At 69.3% G+C, this 26,242-nt stretch carries 25 protein-coding genes and 1 pseudogene; 7 read left to right on the top strand and 19 right to left on the bottom strand.

Annotation, left to right across the window (positions count from 1 at the left end):
* Positions 1-45: 45 nt before the first annotated feature.
* Both GCN81_RS19545 and GCN81_RS19540 read left to right on the top strand, forming a co-directional pair.
* Positions 46-1,122 (top strand): GNAT family N-acetyltransferase, encoded by a 1,077-nt coding sequence (locus tag GCN81_RS19545; protein WP_197287707.1) that lies wholly within the window; start codon positions 46-48, stop codon positions 1,120-1,122.
* Between the two features lie 42 nt (positions 1,123-1,164).
* The gene (locus GCN81_RS19540; protein WP_156725900.1) at positions 1,165-1,995 is read left to right on the top strand and encodes a transglutaminase family protein; all 831 of its coding nucleotides are present in this window, start codon (positions 1,165-1,167) and stop codon (positions 1,993-1,995) included.
* An 88-nt stretch (positions 1,996-2,083) separates the two neighbouring features.
* On the opposite strand, the gene GCN81_RS19535 is transcribed toward GCN81_RS19540, so the two are convergent.
* The 4 genes from GCN81_RS19535 to GCN81_RS19520 form a co-directional block, all read right to left on the bottom strand.
* On the bottom strand, positions 2,084-4,264 hold the full coding sequence (locus tag GCN81_RS19535; protein WP_197287706.1) for a hypothetical protein: 2,181 nt from the start codon (positions 4,262-4,264) through the stop codon (positions 2,084-2,086).
* Between the two features lie 163 nt (positions 4,265-4,427).
* Positions 4,428-4,829, bottom strand: coding sequence for a DUF6113 family protein (locus tag GCN81_RS19530; protein ID WP_156725898.1), 402 nt, complete (start codon positions 4,827-4,829; stop codon positions 4,428-4,430).
* Complete coding sequence (gene mshB / locus GCN81_RS19525; RefSeq protein ID WP_156725897.1) at positions 4,826-5,788, bottom strand: N-acetyl-1-D-myo-inositol-2-amino-2-deoxy-alpha-D-glucopyranoside deacetylase; 963 nt, start codon at positions 5,786-5,788, stop codon at positions 4,826-4,828. The genes GCN81_RS19530 and mshB overlap by 4 nt, the downstream gene beginning before the upstream one ends.
* Positions 5,789-5,873: 85 nt before the next feature.
* The gene (locus tag GCN81_RS19520) at positions 5,874-6,068 is read right to left on the bottom strand and encodes a hypothetical protein (RefSeq protein WP_156725896.1); all 195 of its coding nucleotides are present in this window, start codon (positions 6,066-6,068) and stop codon (positions 5,874-5,876) included.
* Between the two features lie 198 nt (positions 6,069-6,266).
* On the opposite strand from GCN81_RS19520, the gene GCN81_RS19515 reads away from it, so the two are divergent.
* Positions 6,267-8,474: a S9 family peptidase gene (locus tag GCN81_RS19515; RefSeq protein ID WP_156725895.1), complete on the top strand. Its 2,208-nt coding sequence runs from the start codon at positions 6,267-6,269 to the stop codon at positions 8,472-8,474.
* 120 nt (positions 8,475-8,594) lie between these two features.
* Here the strand turns inward: GCN81_RS19515 and GCN81_RS19510 are convergent, their stop codons facing one another.
* A complete protein-coding gene (locus tag GCN81_RS19510; RefSeq protein WP_156725894.1) occupies positions 8,595-9,053 on the bottom strand; it encodes an Lrp/AsnC family transcriptional regulator in 459 nt (152 codons plus the stop codon).
* Between the two features lie 113 nt (positions 9,054-9,166).
* Here GCN81_RS19510 and GCN81_RS19505 point away from each other — a divergent pair, with 113 nt between their 5' ends.
* Positions 9,167-10,099, top strand: coding sequence for an SMP-30/gluconolactonase/LRE family protein (locus GCN81_RS19505; protein WP_156725893.1), 933 nt, complete (start codon positions 9,167-9,169; stop codon positions 10,097-10,099).
* Here GCN81_RS19505 and GCN81_RS19500 read toward each other — a convergent pair.
* The 7 genes from GCN81_RS19500 to GCN81_RS19470 form a co-directional block, all read right to left on the bottom strand.
* Entirely contained in the window at positions 10,092-11,258 is a 1,167-nt protein-coding gene (locus GCN81_RS19500) for an ABC transporter ATP-binding protein (protein WP_156725892.1), read from the bottom strand. The genes GCN81_RS19505 and GCN81_RS19500 overlap by 8 nt on opposite strands.
* On the bottom strand, positions 11,251-12,228 hold the full coding sequence (locus GCN81_RS19495) for an ABC transporter ATP-binding protein (RefSeq protein ID WP_156725891.1): 978 nt from the start codon (positions 12,226-12,228) through the stop codon (positions 11,251-11,253). Before GCN81_RS19495 ends, GCN81_RS19500 begins: the two co-directional genes overlap by 8 nt.
* 9 nt (positions 12,229-12,237) lie before the next feature.
* A complete protein-coding gene (locus GCN81_RS19490) occupies positions 12,238-13,227 on the bottom strand; it encodes an ABC transporter permease (protein ID WP_156725890.1) in 990 nt (329 codons plus the stop codon).
* Entirely contained in the window at positions 13,220-14,143 is a 924-nt protein-coding gene (locus GCN81_RS19485) for an ABC transporter permease (RefSeq protein ID WP_156725889.1), read from the bottom strand. Before GCN81_RS19485 ends, GCN81_RS19490 begins: the two co-directional genes overlap by 8 nt.
* 79 nt (positions 14,144-14,222) lie before the next feature.
* Positions 14,223-15,860, bottom strand: coding sequence for a peptide ABC transporter substrate-binding protein (locus GCN81_RS19480; RefSeq protein ID WP_156725888.1), 1,638 nt, complete (start codon positions 15,858-15,860; stop codon positions 14,223-14,225).
* A gap of 194 nt (positions 15,861-16,054) precedes the next feature.
* Positions 16,055-16,744, bottom strand: a complete 690-nt coding sequence (locus GCN81_RS19475; protein ID WP_156725887.1) for a hypothetical protein — start codon at positions 16,742-16,744, stop codon at positions 16,055-16,057.
* A complete protein-coding gene (locus GCN81_RS19470; RefSeq protein ID WP_156725886.1) occupies positions 16,737-17,255 on the bottom strand; it encodes a SigE family RNA polymerase sigma factor in 519 nt (172 codons plus the stop codon). The genes GCN81_RS19475 and GCN81_RS19470 overlap by 8 nt, the downstream gene beginning before the upstream one ends.
* Positions 17,256-17,523: 268 nt before the next feature.
* Here GCN81_RS19470 and GCN81_RS19465 point away from each other — a divergent pair, with 268 nt between their 5' ends.
* Positions 17,524-18,048 (top strand): hypothetical protein, encoded by a 525-nt coding sequence (locus GCN81_RS19465; protein WP_156725885.1) that lies wholly within the window; start codon positions 17,524-17,526, stop codon positions 18,046-18,048.
* A 72-nt stretch (positions 18,049-18,120) separates the two neighbouring features.
* On the opposite strand, the gene GCN81_RS19460 is transcribed toward GCN81_RS19465, so the two are convergent.
* Entirely contained in the window at positions 18,121-18,804 is a 684-nt protein-coding gene (locus GCN81_RS19460) for a class I SAM-dependent methyltransferase (protein ID WP_156725884.1), read from the bottom strand.
* A gap of 26 nt (positions 18,805-18,830) precedes the next feature.
* Positions 18,831-18,980 (bottom strand): annotated as a pseudogene (locus GCN81_RS19455) (DUF397 domain-containing protein); the annotation flags it as partial.
* A gap of 113 nt (positions 18,981-19,093) precedes the next feature.
* Between GCN81_RS19455 and GCN81_RS19450 the strand changes: the two are divergent.
* Positions 19,094-19,471: a DUF6247 family protein gene (locus GCN81_RS19450; RefSeq protein WP_156725883.1), complete on the top strand. Its 378-nt coding sequence runs from the start codon at positions 19,094-19,096 to the stop codon at positions 19,469-19,471.
* Positions 19,468-19,650 carry a hypothetical protein gene (locus tag GCN81_RS19445; protein ID WP_231626853.1) on the top strand — a complete coding sequence of 61 codons (183 nt, stop codon included), beginning with the start codon at positions 19,468-19,470 and terminating at the stop codon, positions 19,648-19,650. Before GCN81_RS19450 ends, GCN81_RS19445 begins: the two co-directional genes overlap by 4 nt.
* Positions 19,651-19,959: 309 nt before the next feature.
* On the opposite strand, the gene GCN81_RS19440 is transcribed toward GCN81_RS19445, so the two are convergent.
* The 5 genes from GCN81_RS19440 to GCN81_RS19420 form a co-directional block, all read right to left on the bottom strand.
* Positions 19,960-21,078, bottom strand: a complete 1,119-nt coding sequence (locus tag GCN81_RS19440; protein WP_156725881.1) for an ABC transporter ATP-binding protein — start codon at positions 21,076-21,078, stop codon at positions 19,960-19,962.
* A 14-nt stretch (positions 21,079-21,092) separates the two neighbouring features.
* Positions 21,093-22,154: an ABC transporter ATP-binding protein gene (locus GCN81_RS19435; RefSeq protein WP_156725880.1), complete on the bottom strand. Its 1,062-nt coding sequence runs from the start codon at positions 22,152-22,154 to the stop codon at positions 21,093-21,095.
* Positions 22,155-22,164: 10 nt separating this feature from the next.
* Positions 22,165-23,142, bottom strand: a complete 978-nt coding sequence (locus GCN81_RS19430; protein WP_156725879.1) for an ABC transporter permease — start codon at positions 23,140-23,142, stop codon at positions 22,165-22,167.
* Between the two features lie 107 nt (positions 23,143-23,249).
* Positions 23,250-25,058, bottom strand: a complete 1,809-nt coding sequence (locus GCN81_RS19425) for an ABC transporter substrate-binding protein (protein WP_156725878.1) — start codon at positions 25,056-25,058, stop codon at positions 23,250-23,252.
* Positions 25,059-25,155: 97 nt separating this feature from the next.
* Positions 25,156-26,193, bottom strand: a complete 1,038-nt coding sequence (locus tag GCN81_RS19420) for an ABC transporter permease (protein WP_156725877.1) — start codon at positions 26,191-26,193, stop codon at positions 25,156-25,158.
* Positions 26,194-26,242: the final 49 nt, after the last annotated feature.

The following is a 26,242-nucleotide window of genomic DNA, read 5'->3' as shown; positions in this document are numbered from 1 at the left end:
TCTCCGTTCCTGGCCATGATCCGAACAGGAGGGGTGGACCGAGCTGTGGAAATCATCGGAGGCGGCCGCCTTGAAGTCCACATTACCGCTGCTGACGTGGGAAAACGTGTCTCAGTGCGATGCTTGAGCGGTGGTGGAACCGCGGGCGGGAAGTTCACCGACACCGTAGGCGTGCTCACATCGTGGGACAACGGCGTGTTGTACATCACACGAAAGTCCGGGGACGGCGTCCGCATCGTGGAATCGACGCTGGTGGCCGGGAAGGTCGTACCGCCTGCTCCGGCCCGGCGGCGCGGCCCCGCCGCCTCCTTCGCGGAGCTGGCGCGGGTGTGCGCGCGGGGCTGGCAGCCGGTGGAGCACGAGCGGCTCGGCGCGTGGGAGCTGCGGGCCGCGTCCGGGTTCACTCGGCGGGCCAACTCCGTACTTCCGCTCGGCGATCCGGGGATGCCACTGGACGACGCGCTGGGCCGCGTACGCGACTGGTACGCCGCTCGGGAGCTGCCCGCGTACGTACAGGCGGCCACCGGGGCCGAGGGCACGCAGGAACTGCTCTGCGCGGAGCTTGAGCGGCGCGGGTGGACGCGTGAGGTGAGCGTCGAGGTCCGGGTCGGTGGGCTGGCGGCGGTCGGTGACCTGGACAGCCCGGCCGCGGGGCTCGTGCGGCTGTCGCGGTCGGTCGACGCGGGGTGGCTGCGGCGGTACCAGCGGTTCGGTGTGGGTGGGGTGCCCGAGGCGGTGGTGACGAAGGTGCTGGAGAGTGGGCCTTCGGTGTGGTTCGCGTCCGTGCCGGGAGAGTCGGGCGAGGCGGGCGTGCCGGGCGAGGCGGGAAAGGCGGGAAAGGCGGGAGAGGCGCCCGTGGCGATCGGACGGTGTGTGGTGGACGGCCGGTGGGCCGGGTTCATGGCGGTCGAGGTGGCGCCCGGGCGGCGGCGCGAGGGCCTGGCCACGGCGGTGATGACGGCCCTCGCCCAGCGGGCCCTGGAAGAGGGCGCGTCGGCGGCCTGGCTCCAGGTCGAGTCGGACAACACGGGGGCGCTCGGGCTGTACGAGGGGATGGGCTTCGCGGCGCATCACCGCTACCACCACTACCGGGCGCCGGTGGACGCGCCCCCGGTGTCGTAGCGCCGGGCACTAGCGATCGCACGGAGAGGGCACCAACGACGTATGCACCCCCCAACGCCCGACTGGCGGCGGCGGTTCGCCGAGGAAGCCAGGTCCGAGCGGCCGGACCTGGCACTGCTGTGCCTGCTGGTGGGCGCGGAGGCGGACCCGGCTCTCGACGAGGCGGGGATCGACGCGGCGCAGATCGAGCTGGACCGGCTCGCCGGGCTGCTGCCGTTCAAGCCGGGTGGGCCGCGCGCGTGGGCGCGGGCCGTGGGTGAGCTGCTCGGCGCGCGCTGCGGCTTTCGCGGCTCACCGGCCGACTACCAGCGCCTTGAGTCGTCGCTGCTGCACGCGGTGCTGCGGCGTCGGCGCGGGCTGCCGATCCTGCTGTCCGTCGTCTGGCTGGAGGTCGCGCGGCGGGCCGGGGCGCCGGTGTACGGGGTGGCCCTGCCGGGGCACTTCGTGGTCGGGTTCGGGCCCGCCGACGACCAGGTGCTCGCCGACCCCTTCGACCGTGGGCGGGTGCTCTCAGGTGGCGACGCGGAGCTGCTGGTGGCGGGGGCCACCGGGGCGCCGCTCGACCCGTTGATGCTGCACCCCGCGGACCCGCTGGACATCGTCCTACGCGTCCTGAACAACATCCGCGCCTGGGCCGCGACCCGGCCCGAGCGCTCCGACGTATCGCTGTGGGCGGTGGACCTGTCGCTGCTGCTGCCCTCGCACCCGGCGCGGCTGCGCTACGAGCGGGCCCAGTTGCTGGTCCAGCGCGGGGAGTTCCGTACGGGAGCGGCCGAGTTGGACGCGTACGCCGATGTGGTGGACCCGGTCGATGCGGCGGCCGCCGAGAGCATCCGACGGCAGGCGCGGGCGGCACGGGCGATGCTCAACTGAGAGCCTGCCGGTGAAACCGGGTAGGGACGGACGCTGAACCGCCCCCTCGGCAGGAGGGTGCCGAGGGGGCGGTGGTGCGGGCGGCCGGTCAGCTCGGGTTCGTCGAGATGGTGACGATCCGCTCCTCGGGCGTCTTGCCGACCAGGGCCTTACCCGCGGCGGCGGCCACCTCCTGCACGCTGAGCGGCTTCTTGGTGCCGTCGCCCTTGGTGACCATGACGCCGTCAAAGGTCGTTCCGTACAGCTTCCGGAGCTCCTCCAGGTCGTACTTCTGGGTGAGCTTGCCGTCCTTGTCCGCGACGACGCTCACGAACTTGGGGATCGACTTCTCCGGGCTGAACGGAATCGCCTGCCCGGTGTCCGTACGTACCGTAATCAGTCCGGACATCGCGGGCTCGGCGAACTCCTTCATCATCCGGTCGACCTCGGCCTTGCTGACCTTGGGGTCGGCGGCCACCACGGGGAGTTCGACCGGCGCGGCCTTGCCGGTCTCCACCTGGGTGCGATAGGCGGCGTCGACGGCCGCGACGGCGCCCTGGATGTTGACCTGGTTGCCGGGCTTTCCGTAGACCGGAATCGCCTTGCCCGCCTCGAACTTGATACCGCCGTCGTTCGACGGGCCCTGGCCGCCGACGAGCCGCTCCAGCGCGTCCGCCAGCTTCTCCTCGTCGGTGGGCATGTCCGGCTCCACCGACCGCTCGCCGCCGAACAGGGAACCGATCACCGATACGGGGTTGTAGTCGCTGACCGCCGCGGCGCGGACCGTGGCCTGGTCGTCCAGGCTGAGGCCCGCCTGGGCGGGGGTGAGCTCGACCTGCTTGCCGTCCAGCGCGAGCTGGATCGGCTGGTTGGCCCGGTCGCCGAGTGCGGCGTCCAGCTTCTTGACGGCCTCGTCGTGGGTGCCGCCGCCGATGTCGACGCCGAGCACGGTGGTGCCCTTCGGTACGTCCGAGTGGTTCATCAGCAGCCCGGCGCCGTACAGGCCACCGGTCACGACGAACACGGCGACCGCGGCGAGCATCAGCTTGCTGCGGCCCTTCTTCTTGGGCGCGGGGCTCGCGGGCGCGGAGGCGGAGGCGGACGGCTGGGGCGCGGACGCGCCTCGCTGCGCCGGGGGGCCGTCCTGCGGGCCGGGCGGGAAGGCGCCCTGACCGGGCGGCACTACGGGGATGCCGCTGTTCAGGGTGTCCCCGGAGACACGGGCAACGGGTCCTGGCACGGGGACGGGGGGCTGCGGGGTGAGCTGTGCGGTGTCGTCGCTCATACGGGGCGGGCCGCCGGCAGGGGGGCCGCCCCGCGCGAACGCAGGGCCCTCGCCGGTCGCGGGGCCGGTAGTCGGGCCCGCGGGTCCGGGCTGACCCGTGCCGGTGCCAGGGCCGGTGCCGTAGAGGGAACCGCCGTGCAGGGCGTCGAACTCAGCGCCGGGCCCCCCGGCGCCCGGTCCACCGATGCCGGGACCGCCAGCACCGGGACCGGGCTGACCCGGACCGCCAACGCCCAGCGCGCCGCTGCCAGGAACACCAACACCGGGACCGCCGCTACCCGGGCCACCGTTGCCCGGACCGCCAGAACCAAGACCAGGACCGCCCTGGCCCGGACCGCCAACGCCCGGCGCGCCGGTGTCAGGCCCGGCCGTGGGGCGGGGCCCAGCCCCAGGCCCGTACGGACCGTTGCCGCTGCCGCTGCCGCTGCCCTGACCTTGCGCCTGGGCCGCGGCGCCCGCGCCGAAGCCTCCGGCCGCGCCGCCAGGACCGCCAGAACCGACGCCCGTACCCCGCGCGGGGGTGGGGGCAGGGGACTTGCGGGGGGCGAACCAGTCGCTCGTCTTCTCCGCTGCGGGTTCATCGGCGGCCCCGGCACCCGCGCCGCCCTCACCGCCGCCCGACGCCTCGCCGCGCCCCGCGGAGCCAGCCCCGGCCGCGCCGCCCGGGCCAGAGCCCCCGGACGTACCCGACCCCTGGGGCGCGCCCGCGTCCCTCGTACCCGCGTCACGGGACCCGGTCCCCGGCTTGTCGCCGTCGTTCATCGGCGTACGCATCACCACAGGAGGGATGGGCCGCGAACCAGGGATGTTGATGCGGACGCGTGTGGTCAGCGTCGTCTGCGTCTCCGACGACTCATCGGACTGCGTCTCGGCAGCCTGCTGTTCCGCGTCCACGCCCGCGTCGCGGGCTCCCGATGGCGTGCCATAGGGCGGCGTCCCCGAGGGGTAGGCGGCTCCTCCGCGCCTCTGCGGCCCGGGGGACGAACTGTCAGTTTCACGACTCAAGGCTGGTTCTCCCGATCGGCTCCGCCGCCCGCCATTTCTTGATCACTAAGCCACAGCACCGTGCGCGGGCAGCTCGGCGGCGCGCACCACCATACTGGCCGCACCCGGCCGCCATCCCGTGACCGTCACCAAACCCGTGCCGCACGGGGTCCGAAGTGGTATGTCACTTCCCAAGTCGGGCGCCCGGCCCACCTGGTTGCCGCGGCAGCCAGACCGTGGCACACATCACAGCGACGCCGATGCCACCCAATAGATAGAGATACGTACCCAATTCGACGGCGAACAGGAAGTCACCCTCGGGCCTGCTGGTCATCAGCAGGAAGGCCGCCAGCAGCCAGCCCGCCGCGGGCGCGAGCACCCCGCCCATCCCGCCGAGCACCAGCGCCCCACCGCGGAACAGACCGGCCACGCCTACCAGTGCGAGCAGCAACCCACCGGGAAACCACGCGGCCTGCACCAGCGCCCCGGCAGCGCCAGCCAGCGCCCCGAGCACGACCAGCACCGCATAACCAGCGACTCGTCCCGCTTTGACCGGTTGTGTCAGAAACTCGCCAGGCGCGCTCACGACGACACCACCGGCCCCAGACCGCGACCGCCATCGCCACCCGAGCCGGGCCCCAGCCCAAGCCCCAGCCCCAGCCCCGCGAACAGGTCCGTCTCCCGCTCACCAGGCGCCGACGCCCGCTCCCCCCGCACCAGTTCGTAGTACTCGACGCCGAACAGCGGCTGGGCCAGCTCGTTCGACAGCGCGAATAGCGGCTCCGCCACCTCGACCTGGGTGGCGTGCGCGGCCATCGCCGCCGCCTTGGCCGCCACCGCGGACTCGCCCCCGTCGATCTCGGTGGTGACCTGTCCGTCGTCCACCACGCCCGGTACGTCACCGATGCTCGCGGCCCGCGCGAACGGCGAGGTCCGCAGCTGCTCGGGCAGCCGCGCGAAGGCCTCGGCCACCACCGAGCGCGGCGCGCGGTTCCAATAGACCTTGGCGACGCGGTACGGATCTCCCAGATCGCGCCGGAAGGCGGGCTCGGCGGCCAGGTCCACGGCCCGCATCGCCACCCGGTGCGCCTGGATGTGGTCGGGGTGGCCGTAACCGCCGTCGGGGTCGTAGGTGACCAGGACCTGAGGGCGCACCTCACGGATGATCTCGACCAGCGGCGCGGCCGCGTCGTCCACGTCAGCGGCCCAGAAAGCGCCCTCGCGGTGGTTCTGCTCGGTACCCATCATCCCGGAGTCGCGATAGCGTCCCGGGCCGCCGAGGAAGCGGTGGTCGGTGACGCCCAGCTCCTTCATCGCGGCGGTGAGCTCGGCGACCCGGTGGGCGCCCAGGGCGTCGTCGCGGTCGGCTGCGAGATGGGCGAGCGAGGGCGGGATGACCTCGCCCTCCTCGCCGCGTGTGCAGGTCACCAGCGTGACCCGAGCGCCGTCCGCGGCGTACGCGGCCATGGTGGCGCCGTTGTTGATCGACTCGTCGTCGGGGTGGGCGTGCACCAGGAGCAGACGCCGCTCGGGCAGTTCGGTCATGCCCCCAGACTACGAGCTCGCCGGGCCGGAACCGGGTCAGAGCCGGGTCGGAGCCAGGCCAGATGCGTCAGAACCGTCAGGACCGTCAGAACTTGATGTCTCCCAGCATCCCCGCGACATTGGTGGTCAGCTCGTTGATGGTGGGAGCGACGGAGGAACTGGCCAGGTAGAAGCCGAGAAGCACACAGACGATCGCATGCCCCGCCTTGAGGCCGGACTTTTTGATCAGCACGACGACGAGGACCAGGAACAGCACCACCGCCGAGATCGAGAGCGCCACGGCAGTCCACCTCCAAGACAGCCAGATCTTCCAGTAACGACAAGGGCCCGAACAGCAAAGGGTCGTACGTCAACACAACTATCGGCGGAGGTATACCCACCGACCGCTATGGATCATAACTTTCCGTGTGTGGGCATGGATCGGTGCATCGCGGCACGAGGGGGCGCATGACCCGCTCTGGATCAGTAGCCTCGGGGAATGACCACCGGACAGCATTCCTTCCCGCGTCGGCACGCACGCACCCAGCGCTTCACCCTGGGCGCCCCGCACGCGTTCACGGTGTCGCCTGACGGCGCCCGTGTGGCCTTTCTCCGATCCGGGTCCGGCACGGATCGGTCTCATCAGCTATGGGTACTCGACGTTGACGGCCCGAACTCCGGTGCCGGTCGGGAACGGGTCGCGGCCGATCCGCAGGCCCTGCTCGGCGGCCGGGCCGAGGAGTTGTCCGCCGAGGAGCTCGCCCGCCGGGAGCGCAGCCGGGAGAGCGGCGCCGGAATCGTCGGCTACGCGACGGACGCGGCGGTGGAGTTGGCGGCGTTCGCGCTGTCCGGGCGGCTGTTCACGGCGGAGCTGCGGGCGGGCACCGCGCGGGAACTCTCCGTACCGGGACCGGTGATCGACCCGCGCCCCTCGCCGGACGGGCGTCATGTGGCGTACGTCGCCGGGGGCGCGCTGCGGGTGATCGGCGCGGAGGGCGACGCGGACCGCGCGCTGGCCGACCCTGAGCAGGAGCCCAAGGAGGGGCCCGAGCAGGAGGCCGAGCGGGCACCCGGGCAGGCGCCGGAGAGCGGGCTGGTCAGTTACGGCCTGGCGGAGTTCATCGCCGCCGAGGAGATGGGCCGTTCGCGCGGCTTCTGGTGGTCACCCGAATCGGACCGGCTGCTGGTCGCCCGGGTCGACGACTCCCCCGTACGACGCTGGTGGATCGCCGACCCCGCGCACCCGGACCGCGAGCCCGCGCCGATCGCCTATCCGGCGGCCGGGACGCCCAACGCGGACGTACGGCTCTTCGTGCTCGGCCTGGACGGCTCGCGGCGGGAAGTGGTGTGGGACCGGACGCGCTATCCGTATCTGGCCCGTGCGCACTGGTCGGCCGCCGGAGCCCCGCTGCTCCTGGTGCAGTCCAGGGACCAGGGCAGCCAGGTGTATCTGGCGGTGGACCCGGACTCCGGCACGACCCGGATGGTGCACGCCGACGCGGCCGACGCGGGCGACTGGCTGGAGCTCAGGCCCGGCGTACCGGCCTGGACACCGTCCGGGCAGCTGGTGCGGATCGCGGACGAGGGCGGGGCGCGGGTGCTGACGGTCGGCGAACGTCCGCTGACCGGCCCGCAGTTGCACGTATGCGCGGTGCTGGACGTCGCGGACGACGACGTACTGATCGCCGCCTCCGCGGGTGGCGCCGCGCCCAGCGCCGAGATCGGCGAGACCCATGTCTACCGGGTCAACGAGCTGGGCGTGGAGCGGGTCTCGCAGGAGCCGGGCGTGCACTCGGCGGTGCGGTCCGGCAAGGTGACGGTGCTGGTCTCCGCACACCCCGAGCACCCGGGCGCACAGGCGCGGGTGCTGTCCGGGGGCAGGCAGACGGCGCTCATCGTGTCGCACGCGGAGCTGCCGGGCATCACCCCGCGCGTGACGCTGACCGAAGCGGGCGAGCGGCGTATCCCGTGCGCCGTACTGCTCCCCACCGGGTATCGCGACACGGACGGCCCGCTGCCCGTACTGCTCGATCCGTACGGCGGTCCGCACCACGCGCGCGTGGTCGCCGCACACAATCCGTATCTGACCTCACAGTGGTTCGCCGACCAGGGCTTCGCGGTACTCGTCGCCGACGGCCGCGGCACTCCGGGCCGTACCCCCGCCTGGGAGAAGGCGATCCGCGACGATCTCGCCAGCGTGGTCCTGGACGACCAGGTCGACGCGCTGCGCTCGCTCGCCGACGCGTTCCCCTTCGACCTGTCCCGGGTCGCGATCCGCGGCTGGTCGTTCGGCGGCTATCTGGCGGGGCTCGCGGTGCTGCGGAGACCTGATGTGTTCCACGCGGGCATCGTCGGCGCCCCGGTCACCGACCAGCGGCTGTACGACACCCACTACACGGAGCGCTATCTGGGCGACCCGCGCGAGCAACCCGCGGTGTACGCCGCGAACTCGCTGGTCACCGACGACGGTCTGTCGGGCGCGGTGGAACCGGCCCGCCCGATGATGATCGTGCACGGTCTCGCGGACGACAACGTGGTGATGGCGCACAGCCTGCGGCTGTCGTCGGCGCTGCTGGCGGCGGGGCGCCCGCACGAGGTGCTGCCCCTGTCGGGGGTGACGCATATGACGCCGCAGGAACAGGTCGCGGAGAATCTGCTGCTGCTTCAGGTGGACTTCCTGAAGCGGTCGCTGGGCCTGGCTCCCTGACCTAGCGCCGGGGCCTCGGGGCGACCGGCCGGAGCGACATGGCGACTCCGGCCGGTCTACGGCACCCGCACGGCCGTACGCCCTTCAGGGTGTCTTGCCCTCATATCGGACGTGAATCGTTCAAGTTGCCGACGTGTTAACGCGGTTGACGGCGACAGGACGTTCGAAGAACGTCTCCAGCGCCACCGTCGCCTGAGTGCCGCTGACGCCCTCGATCTCGTACAACCTCCGTAGTACGTCCTGGAGTTGCTCGGTCGTCGCCGTCCTGACCTTGACCAGGACCGACGCGCTGCCCGCGATCACATGGGCCTCCTGGATCTCGGGAATGGCGGCGAAGCGCCCGCCCGACTCCCCCATCCACGCCGACGACTCGACCATCACGAAGCCCAGCACCCCACCGCCCACGGCGGCCGGGTCGACATCGATGGTCGTCCGGCGGATCACGCCCGCGTCACGGAGCTTACGGACCCGCTCGTGTGCGGCGCCCGCCGAGAGCCCGACCGCCTTCCCCAGTGCCGAGTAGGCCTGGGTGGCATCCTCCTGGAGCAGGGCCAGCAGCGTCCGATCGATGGCATCCATGGGTGAATCTCCTTCCTCAATCCCTGGACATGACCATACGTCATCCTGCAATACTCAAGATCGAGCGAACACAGTTCGGAACTTTGGTGATTGAAGGGGGAGGGGACGGGGACATGGCACACGGCCGACCCGACGTGTACGAGGTGCTCGACGACCGGTTCCGTACCGAGAAGTGCGGCGCGGGCGACGAGCGGCTGGAGACGCTCTACGAGGGCTGCCGCTGGGCGGAGGGGCCGCTCTACATCCCGGCCTGGCGCCAGCTCATCTGGAGCGACATCCCGAACGACCGCATGCTGCGCTGGGACGAGACCACCGGCGCGGTCACTGTCTTCCGCTCCCCCGCCGGGCACTCCAACGGCAACACCCTGGACCGCGAGGGACGCCTCATCAGCTGCGAGCAGGGCAATCGCCGCGTCACCCGCACCGAGCCGGACGGCTCGATCACGGTCCTCGCCGACCGTTACCAGGGCAAGCGGCTGAACAGCCCGAACGACTCCACGGTGCGCTCCGACGGCTCGATCTGGTTCTCCGACCCGGACTTCGGGATCACCAGCGACTACGAGGGCCACCGCGCCGAGAGCGAGATCGGCGCCAACAACGTCTACCGGATCGACCCGGCGAGCGGCGAAGTACGCCTGGTGGCCGACGGCTTCGGCGCACCGAACGGCCTGGTCTTCTCGGCCGACGAGCGCGAGCTGTACGTCTCCGACACCAGGAAGAACCAGATCCGCGTGTTCGACGTACGCGAGGACGGCACGCTCTCCGACGGCCGGGTCTTCACCGAGGGCACCAAGGAGGGCCGCTTCGACAACATCCGGTTCGACGACACGGGCCACCTGTGGGCGGCGGCGATGGACGACGGCGTGCACTGCTACGCCCCGGACGGCACCCTGCTCGGCCGCGTCCTGGTCCCGAACACGGTCTCCAACATCCGCTTCGGCGGCGCGAAGCGCAACCGCCTCTTCATCACCGCCGGTGACACGCTCTACTCGCTGGTCATGGGCGTCACCGGGCTACCGCCGCTGCCGGGCGGCGGCCTCAGGTAGCGTCCTGCTCCTCGTCGCCGGGCGGCGCGTCGGGCGGCGCGTCGGGCGCCGCCTGCGGCTTAGGCTTCGGCTGCGGCTTCGGCTTCTCCTCAGGCGGTACGACCTGCTTCTCCTCCGCGAAGTGGCAGGCCGACGGATGCGCCGCCGGCCCCTCCGTGAGCCGGAACTCCGCCGGTACCGCCAGCAGCGGCACCTCCAGCGCGCACCGGTCCTGCGCCTTCCAGCAGCGGGTGCGGAAGCGGCAGCCGGAGGGGATGTTGGCCGGGGACGGCACATCGCCGTACAGGATGATCCGCTCCCGGTGGTCGCGCGCCGCGGGGTCGGGCACCGGGACCGCGGAGAGCAGCGCCTGCGTGTACGGGTGGGTCGGATGGTCGTAGATCTCCTCGTCCGTGCCGATCTCGACGATGCGGCCGAGGTACATGACGCCGACCCGGTCGGAGATGTGCCGCACGATCGACAGGTCGTGGGCGATGAAGATGTAGGAGAGGTTGAATTCGCTCTGGAGCTTCTCCAGCAGGTTGATGACCTGGGCCTGCACCGAGACGTCAAGCGCCGAGACCGGCTCGTCGGCGACGATGATCTCCGGGTTGAGCGCCAGTCCCCGTGCGATACCGATGCGTTGGCGCTGGCCGCCGGAGAACTGGTGCGGATAGCGGTTGATGTACTCCGGGTTGAGGCCGACGACGTCCAGCAGGTCCTGGACCCTGCGGCGCCGGTCGCCCTTCGGCGCGACCTCGGGATGGATCTCGTACGGCTCCCCGATGATGTCGCCGACCGTCATCCGGGGGTTCAGGGACGTGTACGGGTCCTGGAACACCATCTGGATGTTGCGCCGAACGGCCTTCAGCGCCCGCCCGGACAGCCGGGTGACGTCCTCGCCCTTGTAGAGGATCTCGCCCGCCGTCGGCTGCTCCAGGTTCACCAGCAGCTTGGCGACGGTCGACTTGCCGCAGCCGGACTCCCCCACGATGCCGAGCGTCTCTCCCTGGGCGAGGGAGAAGTCGACGCCGTCGACCGCTTTCACCGCGCCGATCTGCCGCTTGAAGAGGATGCCCCGGGTGAGCGGGAAGTGCTTGACCAGGCCGCGTACTTCGAGGATCGGCTCGCCGTCGCCGACCGGGGTGGCCTCCTCGGCCTCCTTGGTGAGCTCAGGCATCGCGCAACGTCTCCTTCCAGAAGTGGCAGGCGCTCCGCCGCTCCTCGGACACCCGGAACAGTGGCGGATCGTCGGTGTGGCAGATGTCCTGGGCCCTGGGGCAGCGGGGGTGGAAGGGGCAGCCGGAGGGGATCGCGGTCAGGTTCGGCGGCAGGCCCTTGATCGCGTACAGCTCCTGGCCCTTCTGGTCCAGGCGCGGGATGGAGTCGAGCAGGCCGCGGGTGTAGGGGTGCGCGGGGGCCTTGTAGATCTCGTGGACGGGGGCGGTCTCCACGATCCGGCCCGCGTACATCACCGCGATCTTGTCCGCGACATCCGCGACCACGCCCAGGTCGTGGGTGATCAGGATCAGGCCCATGTTCAGCTCGCGCTGCAACTCCGCGAGCAGCTCCATGACCTGGGCCTGGACGGTGACGTCGAGTGCGGTCGTGGGCTCGTCGGCGATGATCAGGGCGGGCTCCAGGGCCATCGCCATGGCGATCATGATGCGCTGACGCATCCCGCCGGAGAACTGGTGCGGATACTGCCCGACCCGCTCTCTGGCGCCCGGGATACGTACCCGGTCCATCAGCTCGACCGCCTTGGCCCGCGCGTCCTTCTTGGACATCCCGCGATGCACGATGAACATCTCGGCGAGCTGGTCGCCCACCGAGAGCACCGGGTTCAGCGAGGACAGCGCGTCCTGGAAGATCATGGCCATCTCGGCGCCGCGGACCTTGCGCCGCTCCTCCTCCTTGAGGGGCAGCAGGTCCCGGCCCTGGAAGATGATCTCTCCGCCGGTGATCTTGCCGGGCGGCATGTCGAGGATGCCCATGATCGCCTGCGCGGTCACCGACTTCCCGGAGCCCGACTCGCCGAGCACGGCCAGGGTCTCGCCCGCGCTGACGGAGTAGTTCACGCCGTTGACGGCCTTGGCGATCCCGTCCCTCGTACGGAATTCCACATACAGATCGCGTACGTCGAGCAGCATGGCGTCGCGTCACCTCAGCTTGGGGTCGAGGGCGTCGCGCACCGCGTCGCCGAGCATGATGAAGGCGAGCACCGTGATGCTCAGCGCGCCCGCGGGATACAGCAGCATGTGCGGGGCGTTGCGGATCTGCGGGGCGGCGTTGGAGATGTCGATGCCCCAGGAGACGGTCGGTGGCCTGAGCCCCACGCCGAGGAACGACAGGGTGGCCTCCAGGGAGATATACGTGCCGAGGGCGATGGTCGCCACGACGATGACCGGGGCGACGGCGTTGGGCGCGACATGCCGCAGCAGCATCCGTCCGCTGCCCGCGCCGAGCGCGCGGGCCGCCTGGACGTAGTCGTTCTGCTTGGCGGTGATCACCGAGCCGCGGGCGATACGGGCGATCTGCGGCCAGCCGAGCAGCACGATGAAGCCGACCACCGGCCAGACCGTGGAGCTGGTCACCACGGACAGGAAGACCAGCCCGCCCAGCACCACCGGGATACCGAAGAACACGTCCGCGATACGTGACAGCACCGCGTCCCACACCCCGCCGAAGAACCCGGCGAACCCGCCGAGCAGCGAGCCAAGCAACGCGGCGCCGAGTGTCGCGCAGACGCCGACGGTGATCGAGGCGCGCGCCCCGTACACCGTGCGGGTGTAGACGTCGCAGCCCTGGGTGTCGAAGCCGAAGGGGTGGCCCGGCTGCATGCCCTGCTGGGACTTGGAGAGCTGGCAGAACAGCGGGTCGCGGCTGGCGATGAGCTGGGGCCAGATCGCGATGATGACGAGAAAGAGGATCAGCAGCCCGGAGACGATGAAGATGGGGCTGCGGCGCAGCTGGTGCCAGGCGTCGGACCAGAGGCTGCGCGGCTTGCCGGTCGGTCCGGTGCCCTCGGGGCCGCCGGGGGTCTTCTCCAGCGTCTCGGCCTCGTCCATGGCGAGGTCCATCGGTCCCCCCGAGCCGGCGGGTGTGATGGCCTGCCGTCTGATCTCTTGTGGGTCGTACGCCTCAGGCATAGCGAATCCTCGGGTCCAGGACCGCGTACAGCAGGTCGACGAGCAGGTTCGCCACCAGGAAGACGATCACCAGGATCGTCACGAAGCCGACGACCGTGGGGGCGTTGTTGCGCAGGATGCCCTGGTAGATCTGGTAGCCGACGCCGTGGATGTTGAAGATCTTCTCGGTGACGATGGCGCCGCCCATCAGGAAGCCGATGTCGGCGCCGATGAAGGTGACTACCGGGATCAGCGAGTTCCGCAGCAGGTGACGGCTGATGACCCGGCGTCTGGGCAGTCCCTTGGCGATGGCGGTGCGTACGTAGTCGGCGCGGACGTTCTCCGCGATGGACGTACGGGTGAGCCGGGTGACGTAGGCGAGAGAGACCAGGGCGAGCACGACACCGGGCAGGATCAGCTCGCTGAACGGCGCCTCCGACGACACCGACGGACGGATGATCCCCCACTTCACCCCCAGCAGGAACTGCAGCACATAGCCGCTGACGAAGGTCGGGATCGAGATCACCAGGAGGGTCATCAGCAGCACCGAGTTGTCCACGACCCGGCCGCGCTTGAGGCCGCTGGCGACACCGAGGCCGATGCCGACGATCAGCTCGATCACGATGGCGACCAGGGTCAGCCGCAGGGTCACCGGGTAGGCGCTGGCCATCAGTTCGGTGACCTTCTGGCCGTTGAAGGCCGTGCCGAAGTCGCCCTGGAAGATCTGGCCCATGTAGAGGAAGTACTGCTTCCACAAGGGCTCGTCGAGATGGAGTTCCTGGCGGATGCGGGCGGCGGTGGCGGGGTCCGGCGCCTTGTCGCCGAAGAGGGCCGCGACCGGGTCGCCGAGCGCGTACACCATGAAGAAGATCAGGAACGTGCTGCCGATGAACACCGGGATCATCTGGAGCAGCCGCCGGATCACATAGCGTCCCATGGGGGCTCCGGAGGTAGGACTGAAGGCCGTTGCCCGGGGAGTACTCTCCTACTCTCCGGGAACGGCCTTCAGTGGGCGGTCAGTTGACCTTGATCTGGTCGTAGACCGGAACGCTGAACTGGTTCAGGGTGACGTCCGAGACGCTCTCCGAGTAGCCCGCGCTGCCGTTCTGGTACCAGAGCGGGATGGCGGGCATCTGCTCGGCGAGGATCTCCTCGGCCTCCTGGAACGCCTCGATGGCGTCTTCCTCGTCGGTCTCCTGGTTGGCCCTGTCGACGAGCGCGTCGAACTCCTCGTTGCTGAACTTCCCGTCGTTGGACGAGGCGCCGGTGTAGTAGAGCGGCTGAAGGAAGTTCTGAATGAGCGGGTAGTCCGCCTGCCAGCCAGCCCGGAACGGCCCGGTCATCCTGTCGGTGGTCACCTGGTTCCGGTAGTCGGCGAAGGTGCCGACCGGGTTGACCGTGCAGACCGTGCCCTCGTCCAGCGCGTTGTTGATGCTGTTGCAGACGGCGTCCATCCACTCACGGTGCGAGCCGGTGTCGACGTTGGAGGTGAGGGTGACCCTGCCGCCGGGCAGCCCGCCGCCCTCCTCGATCAGGGCCTTCGCCTCGTCCGGGTCGAACTCGCAGGCGTCACCGCAGGCGTCCTCGTCGTACCCGCCCTGCTCGCCGAGTGCCGGGGACGTCCAGTCCTTGGCCGGGGTGCGGGTCTCCTGGAAGATCTGCCGGGTGATCTCCTCGCGGTTGATCGCCATGGACAGCCCGCGCCGGACCTTCTCCATGCCGTCCTGCGACCAGTCGTCCTGGTAGAGCGGGAAGGTGATCGTCTGGATGATGAGGGCGGGCTGGTTGATGTACCGGTCCCCGAGGTCGCTCTCGACGTTCTGGAGCTGCTGCGCGGGAATGTCGTCGACGAGATCGAGGTTCCCCGCGATCAGGTCGGTGTAGGCGGTGTTGTTGTCGGTGTAGACGCGGAGGTCGACTCCGTCGTTCTGGGCCTCGTCGTCCCCGGTGTAGTCGTCCCACTTGCGGAGCTGCATGCTGGAGCCTCTGGAGTACGAGTCCACCGTGTACGGCCCGTTGCCGATCGGCTTGGCCAGCCAGGCGTCATGGTCGCTGAAGAACGCCTCGGGCAGCGGCGAGAACGCCTGGTACCCCAGGGTTTCCGGCCAGGTGGAGAACTTCTCCTTCAGCTCGACGGTGAACGTGAGGTCGCCCGTGACCTCCAGGCCGGACATCTCCTCGGCAGTGGCCTCACCGGACTCCGGGTGGACGTCGTCGTATCCGACGATCGACGAGAAGAACGGCGCGTTGTTCTGCGTGTTGTCGATGTGCGCGCCGTAGTTCCAGGCGTCGACGAAGGACTGCGCGGTGACGTCCTCGCCGTTGCTGAACTTCCACCCTTCCTTCAGCGTGACGGTGAAGTTCTGCGAGTCGTCGGTCTCGATGCTCTCGGCGACCATGTCCTCGGCCTCGCCGGTCTCCGGGTCGTACCGCTTCAGCCCCCGGAAGATCATGTCGAGGACCTTGCCGCCCTGCACCTCGTTGGTGTTCGCGGGCTCCAGCGGGTTCTGCGGGTCACCCCACGAGGACCGTACGATCCCGGAGCCGTCACCGCCGCCGGTGGCGCCGCCGCCGTTGTCATCGCCGCAGGCCGTGGCCGCCAGGGCGACGGCGACCGCGCATGCGGCCCACTTGGCGTGTGTGGCTCCACGCATGGAGTGCCTCCTAGGGTCCCTAAGTCCGACTTAGCCCCAAATACACCCCATCCGGTGACGCACCGCACTTCTAAAGCGCCCGTCCGCGCGCGTCGCGCCAGAGAACCCCCGGATGCCGGAGCGGGCCCGCGAGCCATCCGAGCCCGCGCGCCCGCTTGGCTCACGTGCCCGCTCGGCTAACGCGCCCGCTTGGCTCACGCGCCCTTCGCGACGGTCTGGATCTCCACTACGGAGACCCACCGTGCGCCGAACTCGATGTCCACGCGCATCCAGGCCCCACCCGCGGCCGTCTCCCCTTCATAACGTGAGTCCGCGCCCCCGCGCGGGCCCGTGCCGGAACCGGTCCACTCCAGTCCACAGGACTCGATCTGCCTACGGAGGCTGGACAGCTCGGCGGACGCGGCGTCGGCGCTCTCGTAGGTGACGAGGCGGTGACGAGCCCGGGAGTCCTCCTTACCGACAAATTCCGAGGTGAACCGCTCCTGATTCCCGCGACCATGGGTGGCCTCGTTGGCCTCGGATGCGGGGCAGACCCCATCGAAGCCCACTTGCGGAAGTGCGACCCTCCTGGGCGCGCTCGTCCCGAGACTCCACGCCCACCTCTCGAACAGGGGAATCTCATGCGCGTCACGCAGGGCAGTCACATTGCCGTCCTGATAGGGGTTCGGCTCCTTGACCACGGTCGGCGTCGGCCCTGCTGGCCGCTCCTGATGCCCGCCGCCCCCCGGCGCCAGCATCCAGGCCGCGCCCGCCACGCAGGCCACGGCGGCGGCCACCAGAGTGCCCCGTCGCCGGGCGCGCCTGAGGTCACCGCGACGGCGCACCTGAGCGGCGCTCGGTGTCCGCAACACGACATCGTCCAGCAGTTCCTCCAGCTCAGCCATGCCCGACCACCCTCTCCGTCAGCCGCCTCGGCCTCGTGTCGGCGAGCCGCTCGCCGAGCGTCCTGCGAGCCCGGCTGAGCCGGGTGCGTACCGCCCCATTGGACGCACCCACCTCCCGGGCGACCTGCTCCACCGGCAGATCCAGCAGGTGATGCAGAACCACCACCTGCCGCTGCCGAGGCGGCAGTTCCCGCAGGGCATCGATCAGGGCCACCCGATCGGCCGACAGCGCGGGCACGTCGGTGTCCGGCCCGTGCCTCAGCTGCGCCAGCAGGCGATTGCGGGTTCTGCGCCAGGTACTGATCGCCAGCCGTACGGCGACCGTGCGCACCCAGGGCAACGGGTCCCCTTCCCGTGTCAGCCGCTCCCACCGCTGCCAAGCCCGTACATACGCCTCCTGCACGGCATCCTCGGCCTCCGCCAGGTCACCGGTCACGGCGTACACCGTGGCGACCAGACGTTTGGCCGTGGCGGTGTAGAACGCGTCGAAATCCTCCGACCGCGTCGGCATCTGTCCCGTTCCCCCCGTTCCCGGTCCGCTTCTCGGGACCGGTCGTTCCGGCCCTCCGCCTTGAACACGCTCGGGGCCCCGGGGATGTTACATACGGTTCGTTCGTGGGCGGCGTACGAGCGTGCCCGACATGACAAGGGGCGGCGGGCAGCGTCCCGGCCGCGCGGGTGAACGGCGGCGGCCGAGGTGTGTTCGTACGGTCCTGCCGTCCGGGGGTTCCGCACAGTGGGCTTGCCCGCCGTTCCTCACCCGGAAGGACCGAACCCGCATGCTCTCCGCGATCGCGCCCGCGCTGCGGCGCCCCGGCCTGGCCCTCACCGCGATTCTCGCGGTGCTGTCGGTCGGCCTGCTGGCTCCGGCCTCCGCCACGCCCGCCCCAGGCACGACGGATCGACTCCCGCCACGGCAGCGGCTGGAGGTGATCCTGGCCGACACCGAGGTCGTCTTCGGGAACCCCGACAGCAGGCGGGCGGGGGAGGTCTGGCAGCTGACGCACACCGGCTTCCTGGGCGGTGCGCGGGCCGGGCAGGCGCAGACCCGCATCCGCTTCTTCGACGGCAGGTTCCTGCGGGACGACGCGCTGCAACTCGACGGCCTGGGCGACCTGCTGTTCTCCGGCGCCGCGGACAACGCCGACCTCGCCGGGCCCATGACCCTCGCCGTGACCGGCGGCACCGGACGCTTCAGCGGCGCCGCCGGGCACGTCGACCTCACGCCCACCCGGTTCGAGGGCCGGAACGCCACCAAGCTGGCCTTCCACTTCACCTCCGGGAGAGGCTACGGAAGCCACTGACCCGGACGGCTAGCCCCAGCAACAGCCCAGACCGCGCCATAAGACAACCGGCGGCGCCGGTAATCGGCGGACTTAGGACAGGGGAGCGTCCGCTTTGCCCGAATTCCGTGTCCCAAAGTCTCCAGTCACCCCTCGGCGGGCCAGCAGGTGGGCGTCGAGGAAGCCTCGTTCGGAGGCTGGGTCGTGGAGCAAGCGGGCGAAGGGGACGAGACCGGCATCGGCCAGCAACTCGGCGAAGCGGTCCACCGGCCAGCTGTAGGCGGGCGTCACCTTGTGGTCGAAGCGGACCGGCACCGGTCCGTCGGTCGCGAAGAACGAGACCAGGAGCAGGCCCCCGGGCGCCAGGACACGCACCTGCTCGGCGAGCAGCGCGGGCAATTCCGGGGGCGGCGTGTGGATCATCGAGTAGTGGGCCAGCACGCCGCCGAGCGCGCCGTCCTCGACCGGCAGGGCCTCCATCCGCGCCTCGTCGAACCGCAGCGCCGGATGGGCACGCCGGGCGTGGTCAACCATGGCCGGGGAGAGGTCGAGCCCGAATGCGTGCAGCCCCAGGTCGTGCAGCATGGCCGTCAGATGTCCCGGCCCGCAACCGACATCGGCTGCCCGTGGGTTGCCCGTCCCGCGCACCAACTCGGCGAAGGTGCCGATCATGTTCCGCGAGAACGGCTGTGTCTCCAGCCGGTCAGCGAACATCGACGCGTACAGCTCGACGATCCCGTCGTAGGCCGCCCTGGTCTCGTCCTGATGCTCCACCATGGGAACGAGGCTAACTGGCCTGGGTCTCAGCGGGACCGGTAGTCCCCCTTGCCGCCTGCGACGCTCCGCAGTAGGGCTCGGAGAGCGGTGGGCGTGGTCGCCAGCACCGTTGCTGGCACGTCACTCTCGCGCAGGCGGGGCGCGCCTGACGGCGCTACGGCGACCTCGACACAGTTCTCGGTGCCACCTTCAAAGGGGACCTCGCGTGAGCGCTCAGGCTTCCCGGCCGCCTCTCCAGAACGCTGGCGAGCAGTGGGAAGCCCGGCGTACCGAACCTAAGAGCCCGCGCATGAGCACCGCCGCACACTCCGCCGCCGACGAGCCTGTCACCCCGCAACCCGTCAGCACGCCCGAGGACCTGCGTGCCGCACTCGCGATGCTCGCCCCGGAAGCCCTCACGACCTTCGACGCCGAGCGCGCCGCCGCACTGGAACAGACACGTGAACAGGTCAGCGCCGCCCCCATGCGCCGCTTCGTGGGGCAGTGGGCCGTCTACGTCGCCGTGGAGCGCCATCCGGCTCAGGCCGCCCGCCTACGGGCCCTCGAAGCCCGCGCCTCGACGGTGGGCAGCGTCGAGGAAGCGCGCGCGATCGCGTCCGAGATCGGCCGCATCCTTGACACGGCCTGCGCGGAAGCCGGGATCGAGCGCGGGCAGGGAGTCGCGTGAGCGCCCTCGCCGAGGTCGGTATCGACGTCACAGATATCGGGGAAGGCCCACGCCGTGGAGTCCCTGGGGGCGTACGCCGGGTACCTCTGCTGTCCGACGGCTGGTTCTACGCACTGCCCGTGCCCCGCCTGCGGCTTATCGCGATCACCCGCGTGATCCCACCCTTCAACGAGCTCTAGGGGCTGTCCGGCGGATCAGGCCGGACTGGGCGCTCGGTGCGCTGTCTGTGCTGGTGAGCGGGGCGTGGTGCGTGCAGCTGCAAGGCGGAGGATTGAGGCATCGCGAATGGGGCCTCCCCTGCTCGAGCGGAGCCGAGAGCTTGGGGAAGATGGTGATTGACGACAACGCGGCAGATGCGCGTGCCACGCCCCGCGACCCCGGCATGATCCGCCGGACAGCCCCTAGGCCGCATCGGCCGGGGACGGACTACGGCCCGCCGCCTGGGAACCCCAGATGGCGGGCCGTAGCACGCGGTGACGTGGAAGAGGTCAGTCCTCGGTGTCCTCCAGCGCCGCCAGCGCCGGGTCAAGGATGACGTCCTTGCCGTGGGCCGTCACGATCGGGTCCTCCGGGAAGTGGCAGGCCGTCAGGTGGCCTTCGCTGTTGCCGGAGATCTGGACCAGCGGCGGGTCGTCCGTGGCGCACTTGTCCTGCGCCTTCCAGCAGCGGGTGCGGAAGTGGCAGCCGGACGGCGGGTTGATCGGGGACGGGACGTCGCCCGCGAGACGGATGCGCTCGCGCGGCGGGCCGTCGCCCTCGACCTCCACCTCGGGCACGGCCGAGAGCAGGGCGTGGGTGTACGGGTGGCGTGGGCGGTTGTAGATCGACTCGCGGTCGCCGACCTCCACCACCTTGCCGAGGTACATGACGGCCACGCGCTGCGAGAAGTGCCGGACGACGGCCAGGTCGTGGGCGATGAAGAGGAAGGCGATGCCCATCTCTTCCTGAACCTTCTTGAGAAGGTTCACGACCTGGGCCTGGATCGACACGTCGAGGGCCGAGACCGGCTCGTCGGCGATGATCAGCTTCGGTTCCAGGGCCAGCGCGCGGGCTACGCCGATGCGCTGGCGCTGGCCGCCGGAGAACTCGTGCGGGAAGCGGTTGTAGTGCTCGGGGCTGAGACCGACGGTCTCCAGCAGCTCGCGCACCCGGGTCTCACGGCCACCGGGCGGGTCGATCCCGTTGACCTCCATCGGGCTCTTGATGATGGAGCCGACCGTTTGCCGCGGGTTCAGCGACGAGTACGGGTCCTGGAAGATCATCTGGATCTCGGACCTGATCGGCGCGAGTTCCTTGCGCTTGGCGTGCGTGATGTCCTGGCCCATGTAGGTGATCTTGCCGTCGGTGGGCTCCAGGAGGCGGGTGATCAGGCGTCCGGTGGTGGACTTGCCGCAGCCGGACTCGCCCACCAGCCCGAGGCTCTCCCCCTTGTAGACGGTCAGGTCGACACCGTCCACGGCCTTGACGGCACCGACCTTGCGCTTGAACGGGAAGCCGCCGTAGATCGGGAAGTGCTTGGCCATGCCCTCCACGGTGAGGAGTTCCTCACCCGTGGTGGCAGTCGTGTCCGAGTGACCCTGCTTGGGCAGAGTGACGTTGTCGCTCATGTCTTAGCGTCTCCCTAACCAAGCCTGGGCTTGATCTGATCGATGAAGATGTCCTGCCGCTGGTCCACGGGAAGGTGGCACGCGGCGGCACGCCCGTCGGCGAGCGGCGGCCGCTCACTGGAGCACCGGCCGCCGCCGACCGTGTCCACGTAGGTGCAGCGCGGGTTGAAGGCGCATCCGGTGGGCGGGTTGAGCAGGCTGGGCGGGGAGCCCGGGATCGGCATGAGCTCCTCGTTGATGTCGCCACCGAGGCGCGGCATCGAGCTCAACAGGCCCCAGGTGTACGGGTGCTGGGGAGCCCGCAGGACCTCGCGGACGCTGCCGCGCTCCACGGCCCGGCCCGCGTACATCACCAGCAGGTCGTCGGCCATGTGCGAGATGACGCCCAGGTCGTGCGTGATGAAGACGATCGCCGAGCCGAACTCCTGCTGGAGGTCCTTGAGCAGGTCCAGGATCTGGGCCTGGACGGTCACGTCGAGCGCGGTGGTCGGCTCGTCGGCGATCAGCAGGTCGGGGTCGCAGATCAGAGCCATGGCGATCATGGCGCGCTGGCGCATACCACCGGAGTACTGGTGCGGGTAGTCGTTGAAGCGCATCGCGGGCTGCGGGATACCGACCCTGTCGAGCATCTCGATGGTCCGCGCCTTCGCCTCCTTCTTGGAGGCGCCGGTGTGCTTCATGTACGGCTCGGCGATCTGACGGCCGATGGTGTAGTACGGCGAGAACGCGGTCAGCGGGTCCTGGAAGATCATCGCGACCTTGTTGCCGCGCAGCTTCTCCATGTCCTTCTCGGACGCGGTGGTCAGCTCCTGGCCGTCCAGGACGATCTCGCCCTCGACCGTGGAGGTCTTGGGGTTGTGCAGGCCGAGGACGGTCAGGTTGGTCACGGACTTGCCGGAGCCCGACTCGCCCACGATGCCCAGCGTCTTGCCGCGCTCGACGTCAAAGGAGAGGCCGTCCACCGCTTTGACGATGCCGTCCTCGGTGGAGAACCGCACCCGCAGGTCGCGAACCGAGAGGAAGGCGTCCGACCCGGTCGGGGACGGTGTGTCTTCGGTCTTGGTCAGTGTGGTCACGGTCGTTCTCCTAGGCGAGGCGCACGCGCGGGTCGATGTAGGCGTAGCAGAGGTCCACGATGATGTTCAGGATCAGGATGAAGAACGCTCCGAACATCATCACGCCCATGGTCAGCGGCAGGTCCTTGGTCACCGACGACTCCACGGCGAGACGGCCGATGCCCGCCAGGTCGAAGGTGAACTCGGTGACCACGCCACCGGCGAGCAGCGAACTCAGGTCCATGCCGATGATAGTGACAATCGGGGTGAGCGAACCGCGCCAGGCGTAACGGAAGAAGACGTACTTGCGTCCCATGCCCTTGGCGCGCGCCGTGCGGACGTGCTCCTCCTGGAGCTGTTCGATCATCGTGGAGCGGGACATACGCGTGTACTGCGCGACGAAGATGGTGGCCATCACGGCCCAGGGGATGAGCAGGCCGACCGCCCAGGCGAGCGGGTCCTCGGTGAACTCGTGGTACTTGGGGTTCTCCATCCAGCCCGTTTGGTAGACGAGGAGACCCAGCACGATCGGACCGAGGAAGTAGATCTGGAACGAGCTCAGCACCATCGAGGCGCCACTGACCGTCTTGTCGACCGCGGTACCGCGCTTCCATGCGGCGAGCAGACCCGAGGCCAGGCCCAGGAACAGGAAGATGACCAGGCCGCCGATGGTCAGCGACAGCGTCAGCGGGAACCGGTCCATGATCGAGTCCCAGACGAACTCGCCCGAGGCGAAGGACTGTCCGAGGCAGGGGGCTGGGCAGCTCCCGGCGGCGAAGTCCCGGCCAGCCACGATGCCGACCATGAATTCCCAGAACTGCGTGGTGATGGGTTTGTCGAGGCCGAGGTTCTCTCGGATGACCGCGATGTTCTCCGGTGTGCAGTTCTTGCCACAGGAGAGCGCGGCGAAGTCCTGGGGAACTGTGTAGAACAGGAAGAACGTGAACGCGCCGATCAAGAACATGATCATGACGGCGCCGGTCAACCTGCGGATAAGAAACTGAAGCATGGCGGGCGGCTGCTCTCTTCGGAAGCGGCGGTGGTGAGGGGTGAAGTGGGTCCGTGGGGGTGCGCTCCGCCTGGCGCGCACCCCCACGGATCAGCCGTGGTCAGGCATTACGGCTTCTTCAGGTACAGGTCGTTGATGTTCACGTAGCTCGACTCGGTGCTGTACCGGGCACCGCCGATGTTCGAGCCGAAGAGCTGCAGCTGCTTGGCGTAGTAGATCGGGGCCGCGGGGTTGATCTCCTCGACGATCCGGTGGTGCGCCTGCTCCCAGGTCTTGGCCGCGACCTCGGGCTCCTCGGTCAGCGCCTGCTGGATGAGCTCGTTGACCTTGGGGTCGTTGATGTGGGAGTAGTTCGAGGCACCGTCGGAGATCAGGTCACCGTCGTAGACGGGGGTGACGACCGTGCCCGGGGACGGCCAGTCCTGGCCCCAGCCGGTGATGTAGAGGTCGTACGGGTTCTTGACCTTGCCGATCTGCTCGTAGTACGTGGCAGCGTCGATCGACTTGAGCTGGGGGTCGAAACCGAGCTTCTCCAGCGTGCGCTTGATGATGAGCTTCTGCTTCTCGGCGCGCGGGGAGTTGGCGTGGGCGTAGGTGATCTTGGTGCCTTCCTTGACACCCGCCTCCTTCAGCAGCTCCTTGGCCTTCTTCATGTTGCCCATCGGAGTCTTCGACTTCTCGAACGGGTCGTACTCCGGGTCGTAGCCCGGCAGGGTCGGGGCGAACAGACCACCGGCCAGCTCACCGCCGTACTTGCCGCCGTCGGCCCCGATCATGGACTTGTTCGGGATGGCGTAGGTGATCGCGTCACGGACCTTCTTGTCCTTGACGACGTCCTTGTTGAGGTTGAAGTTCATCTGCCACACGTAGGGCTGGAAGCCCTTGATCGTGCGCTTGTTGACCTCGGGGTCGGAGACGACGTCCTGGATCTGCCCCGGGTCGACGGAGGTCGTGAACTGGATGAAGTTCTTCGCCTCGCCCTGGTCGGCGACCAGACGCTTGGTCTGGCTGGCCTGCTCGACGGTGGTGGTGAAGTCGTAGCCGTCCACGTACTGGTGGCGGACCACGTCCGTCTTCGGGTCCCAGTGAGGGTTCTTCACCATCTTCAGGGACTTGCCGGGCTTACGCTCAGCGATCTTGTACGGGCCCAGCGCGGCCGGGGCCTTGTCGTACTTCTCCTTCGTGTCCCGCTTCTCGGGAACGATGGAGTAACCGGCCATCGCCAGCGCCTGCGGCAGGTCGGGGCGCGGCTGGTCGAAGTGGAAGACGATCGTCTTGTCGTCCGGGGTCTCCAGGACGTCGTCCGGCAGGTGCTTGCCCTTGTACGGGCCGTCCGGCAGCTTCTTGCGGTAGTCCTTGCCGGAGAGCCAGGTCTGGACGAAGCTCGGGCCGTCGAAGATGACCTTCGAGTACATCCGCTCGATGGTGTGGCGGACGTCGGCCGAGGTGATCTCGTTGCCCTCGTCGTCCTTGATGCCGTCCTTGAGGGTGAACGTCCAGGTCTTGCCGCCGTTCGAGGACTGGCCGGAGTCGGTGGCGATGTCACCGACGACGGTCAGGTTGCCGTCCTTGTCCTCGAGGAAGTTGGTCAGCTTGCGGTGGGTGAGCCGGGAGAACTGGCCCGCGTCACTCACGTAGATCTGGCCCGGGTCCAGGTGGCTCAGGTCGGACTGCAGGTAGACACCGATGGTGCCGCCGGACTGGGCTCCGGCCACCTCCTTGGCGGGACCGGTGGAGGCAGCGGCGTCACCGTAGGCGACGGGCTTCGACTGCTTCGCGGCGTCTTCCTTCTTCGCGGAGCCGTCCTTGCCGTTGTCCTTCTTGCCGTTGTCGTTGGAGCAGCCGGTGAGCGCCAGTGAGCCCGCCGCGACGGCGACGACTATGGCGCGCATGGAGCGCGATCGAGTGAGCTTCATGTGCTCGAGCACCTACCTGTCAGATTTGTTTACGAGAACTGCTGCCTGATCCGGTTGCCCGGCGCGAGCGGTGGCAGCCACCACCCGCTGAAGGACGTCACCGTCCGGTCTTGGGGTCAAACGCGTCGCGGACCGAGTCACCGAGAAGGTTGAAGGCCAGGACGAACACGAACAGAGCGATACCCGGGAAGAACATGTACGTGGGGTTCTGCTCGTAGTTCTGGGCACCGATGGCGAACATCCGGCCCCAGTCGGGCGTCGGTTCGACGAAACCGACACCGACGAACGACAGGAACGCGATGGACAGGATGGCGCTGGGCAGCATGTAGGTGCCCTGCACCAGGATCGGAGTGACGATGTTCGGGAGGATCTCCTTGCGGACGATCCGCCACCGGGACGCACCCGAGACCTTGGCGGCCTCGACGAACTCACGCTCGCGCAGCGACAGTACCGAGCTGCGCACCAGACGGGCCATGCCCATCCAGCCGAGGAACCACGTCACCAGGACCATCGCGACGGCGCGTAGATAGGTCGGGGTCTCGTCGGCCGGGTCGACGAACAGGGCGATCACGATCGGCATGAAGGCGATGAAGAACAGCTGGCTCGGGAAGGCCAGGAAGAAGTCCGTGGTCCGCCCCAGCCAGTAGTCGACCTTGCCGCCGAAGAAGCCACTGACCATGCCGATCAGTACGCCGGTGGCCACGCTCAGGAAGGTGATGATGAAGGCCATGAAGAGCGATGTCCGCATGCCGTACAGCAGCATGGTGAACACATCGCGCCCGATGACGGGCTCAACACCGAACCAGAACTCTCCGGACATACCGCCCAGATCGCCGGCAGGCATCTCGAAGTCGTCGAGCAGGAACGGGTAGTCCGGCTCCAGCGCGTACAGCGTGTACGGGTCCTTGCCGTAGAGCCAGGAGATCACCGGCGCCAGCAGCGCGATCGCGAAGTAGGCGATCACCACCCAGGCGCAGACCACGCCCGTACGGTCGCGCTTGAAGCGCGCCCACATCAGCTGGCCAGGCGAGCGGCCGGTATGGCCCTTGGTCTCCTTGCCATCCGCCTTCGACTCGGTCTCTTCGTCCAAGGCAGTGGACGCCTGGGCGTCCTCGGCCTCAACTGGACTCGTCATGATTTGTCCATTTCACAGGTGTTCAGCTGCCAACGACCCCGCGCCGACT

Origin of the sequence: Streptomyces apocyni, assembly GCF_009739465.1 — a bacterium.
Lineage (GTDB): Bacteria > Actinomycetota > Actinomycetes > Streptomycetales > Streptomycetaceae > Streptomyces > Streptomyces apocyni.
The sequence above is the reverse complement of the archived record's forward strand: the minus strand, read 5'-3'. Positions and strand labels throughout refer to the sequence as shown.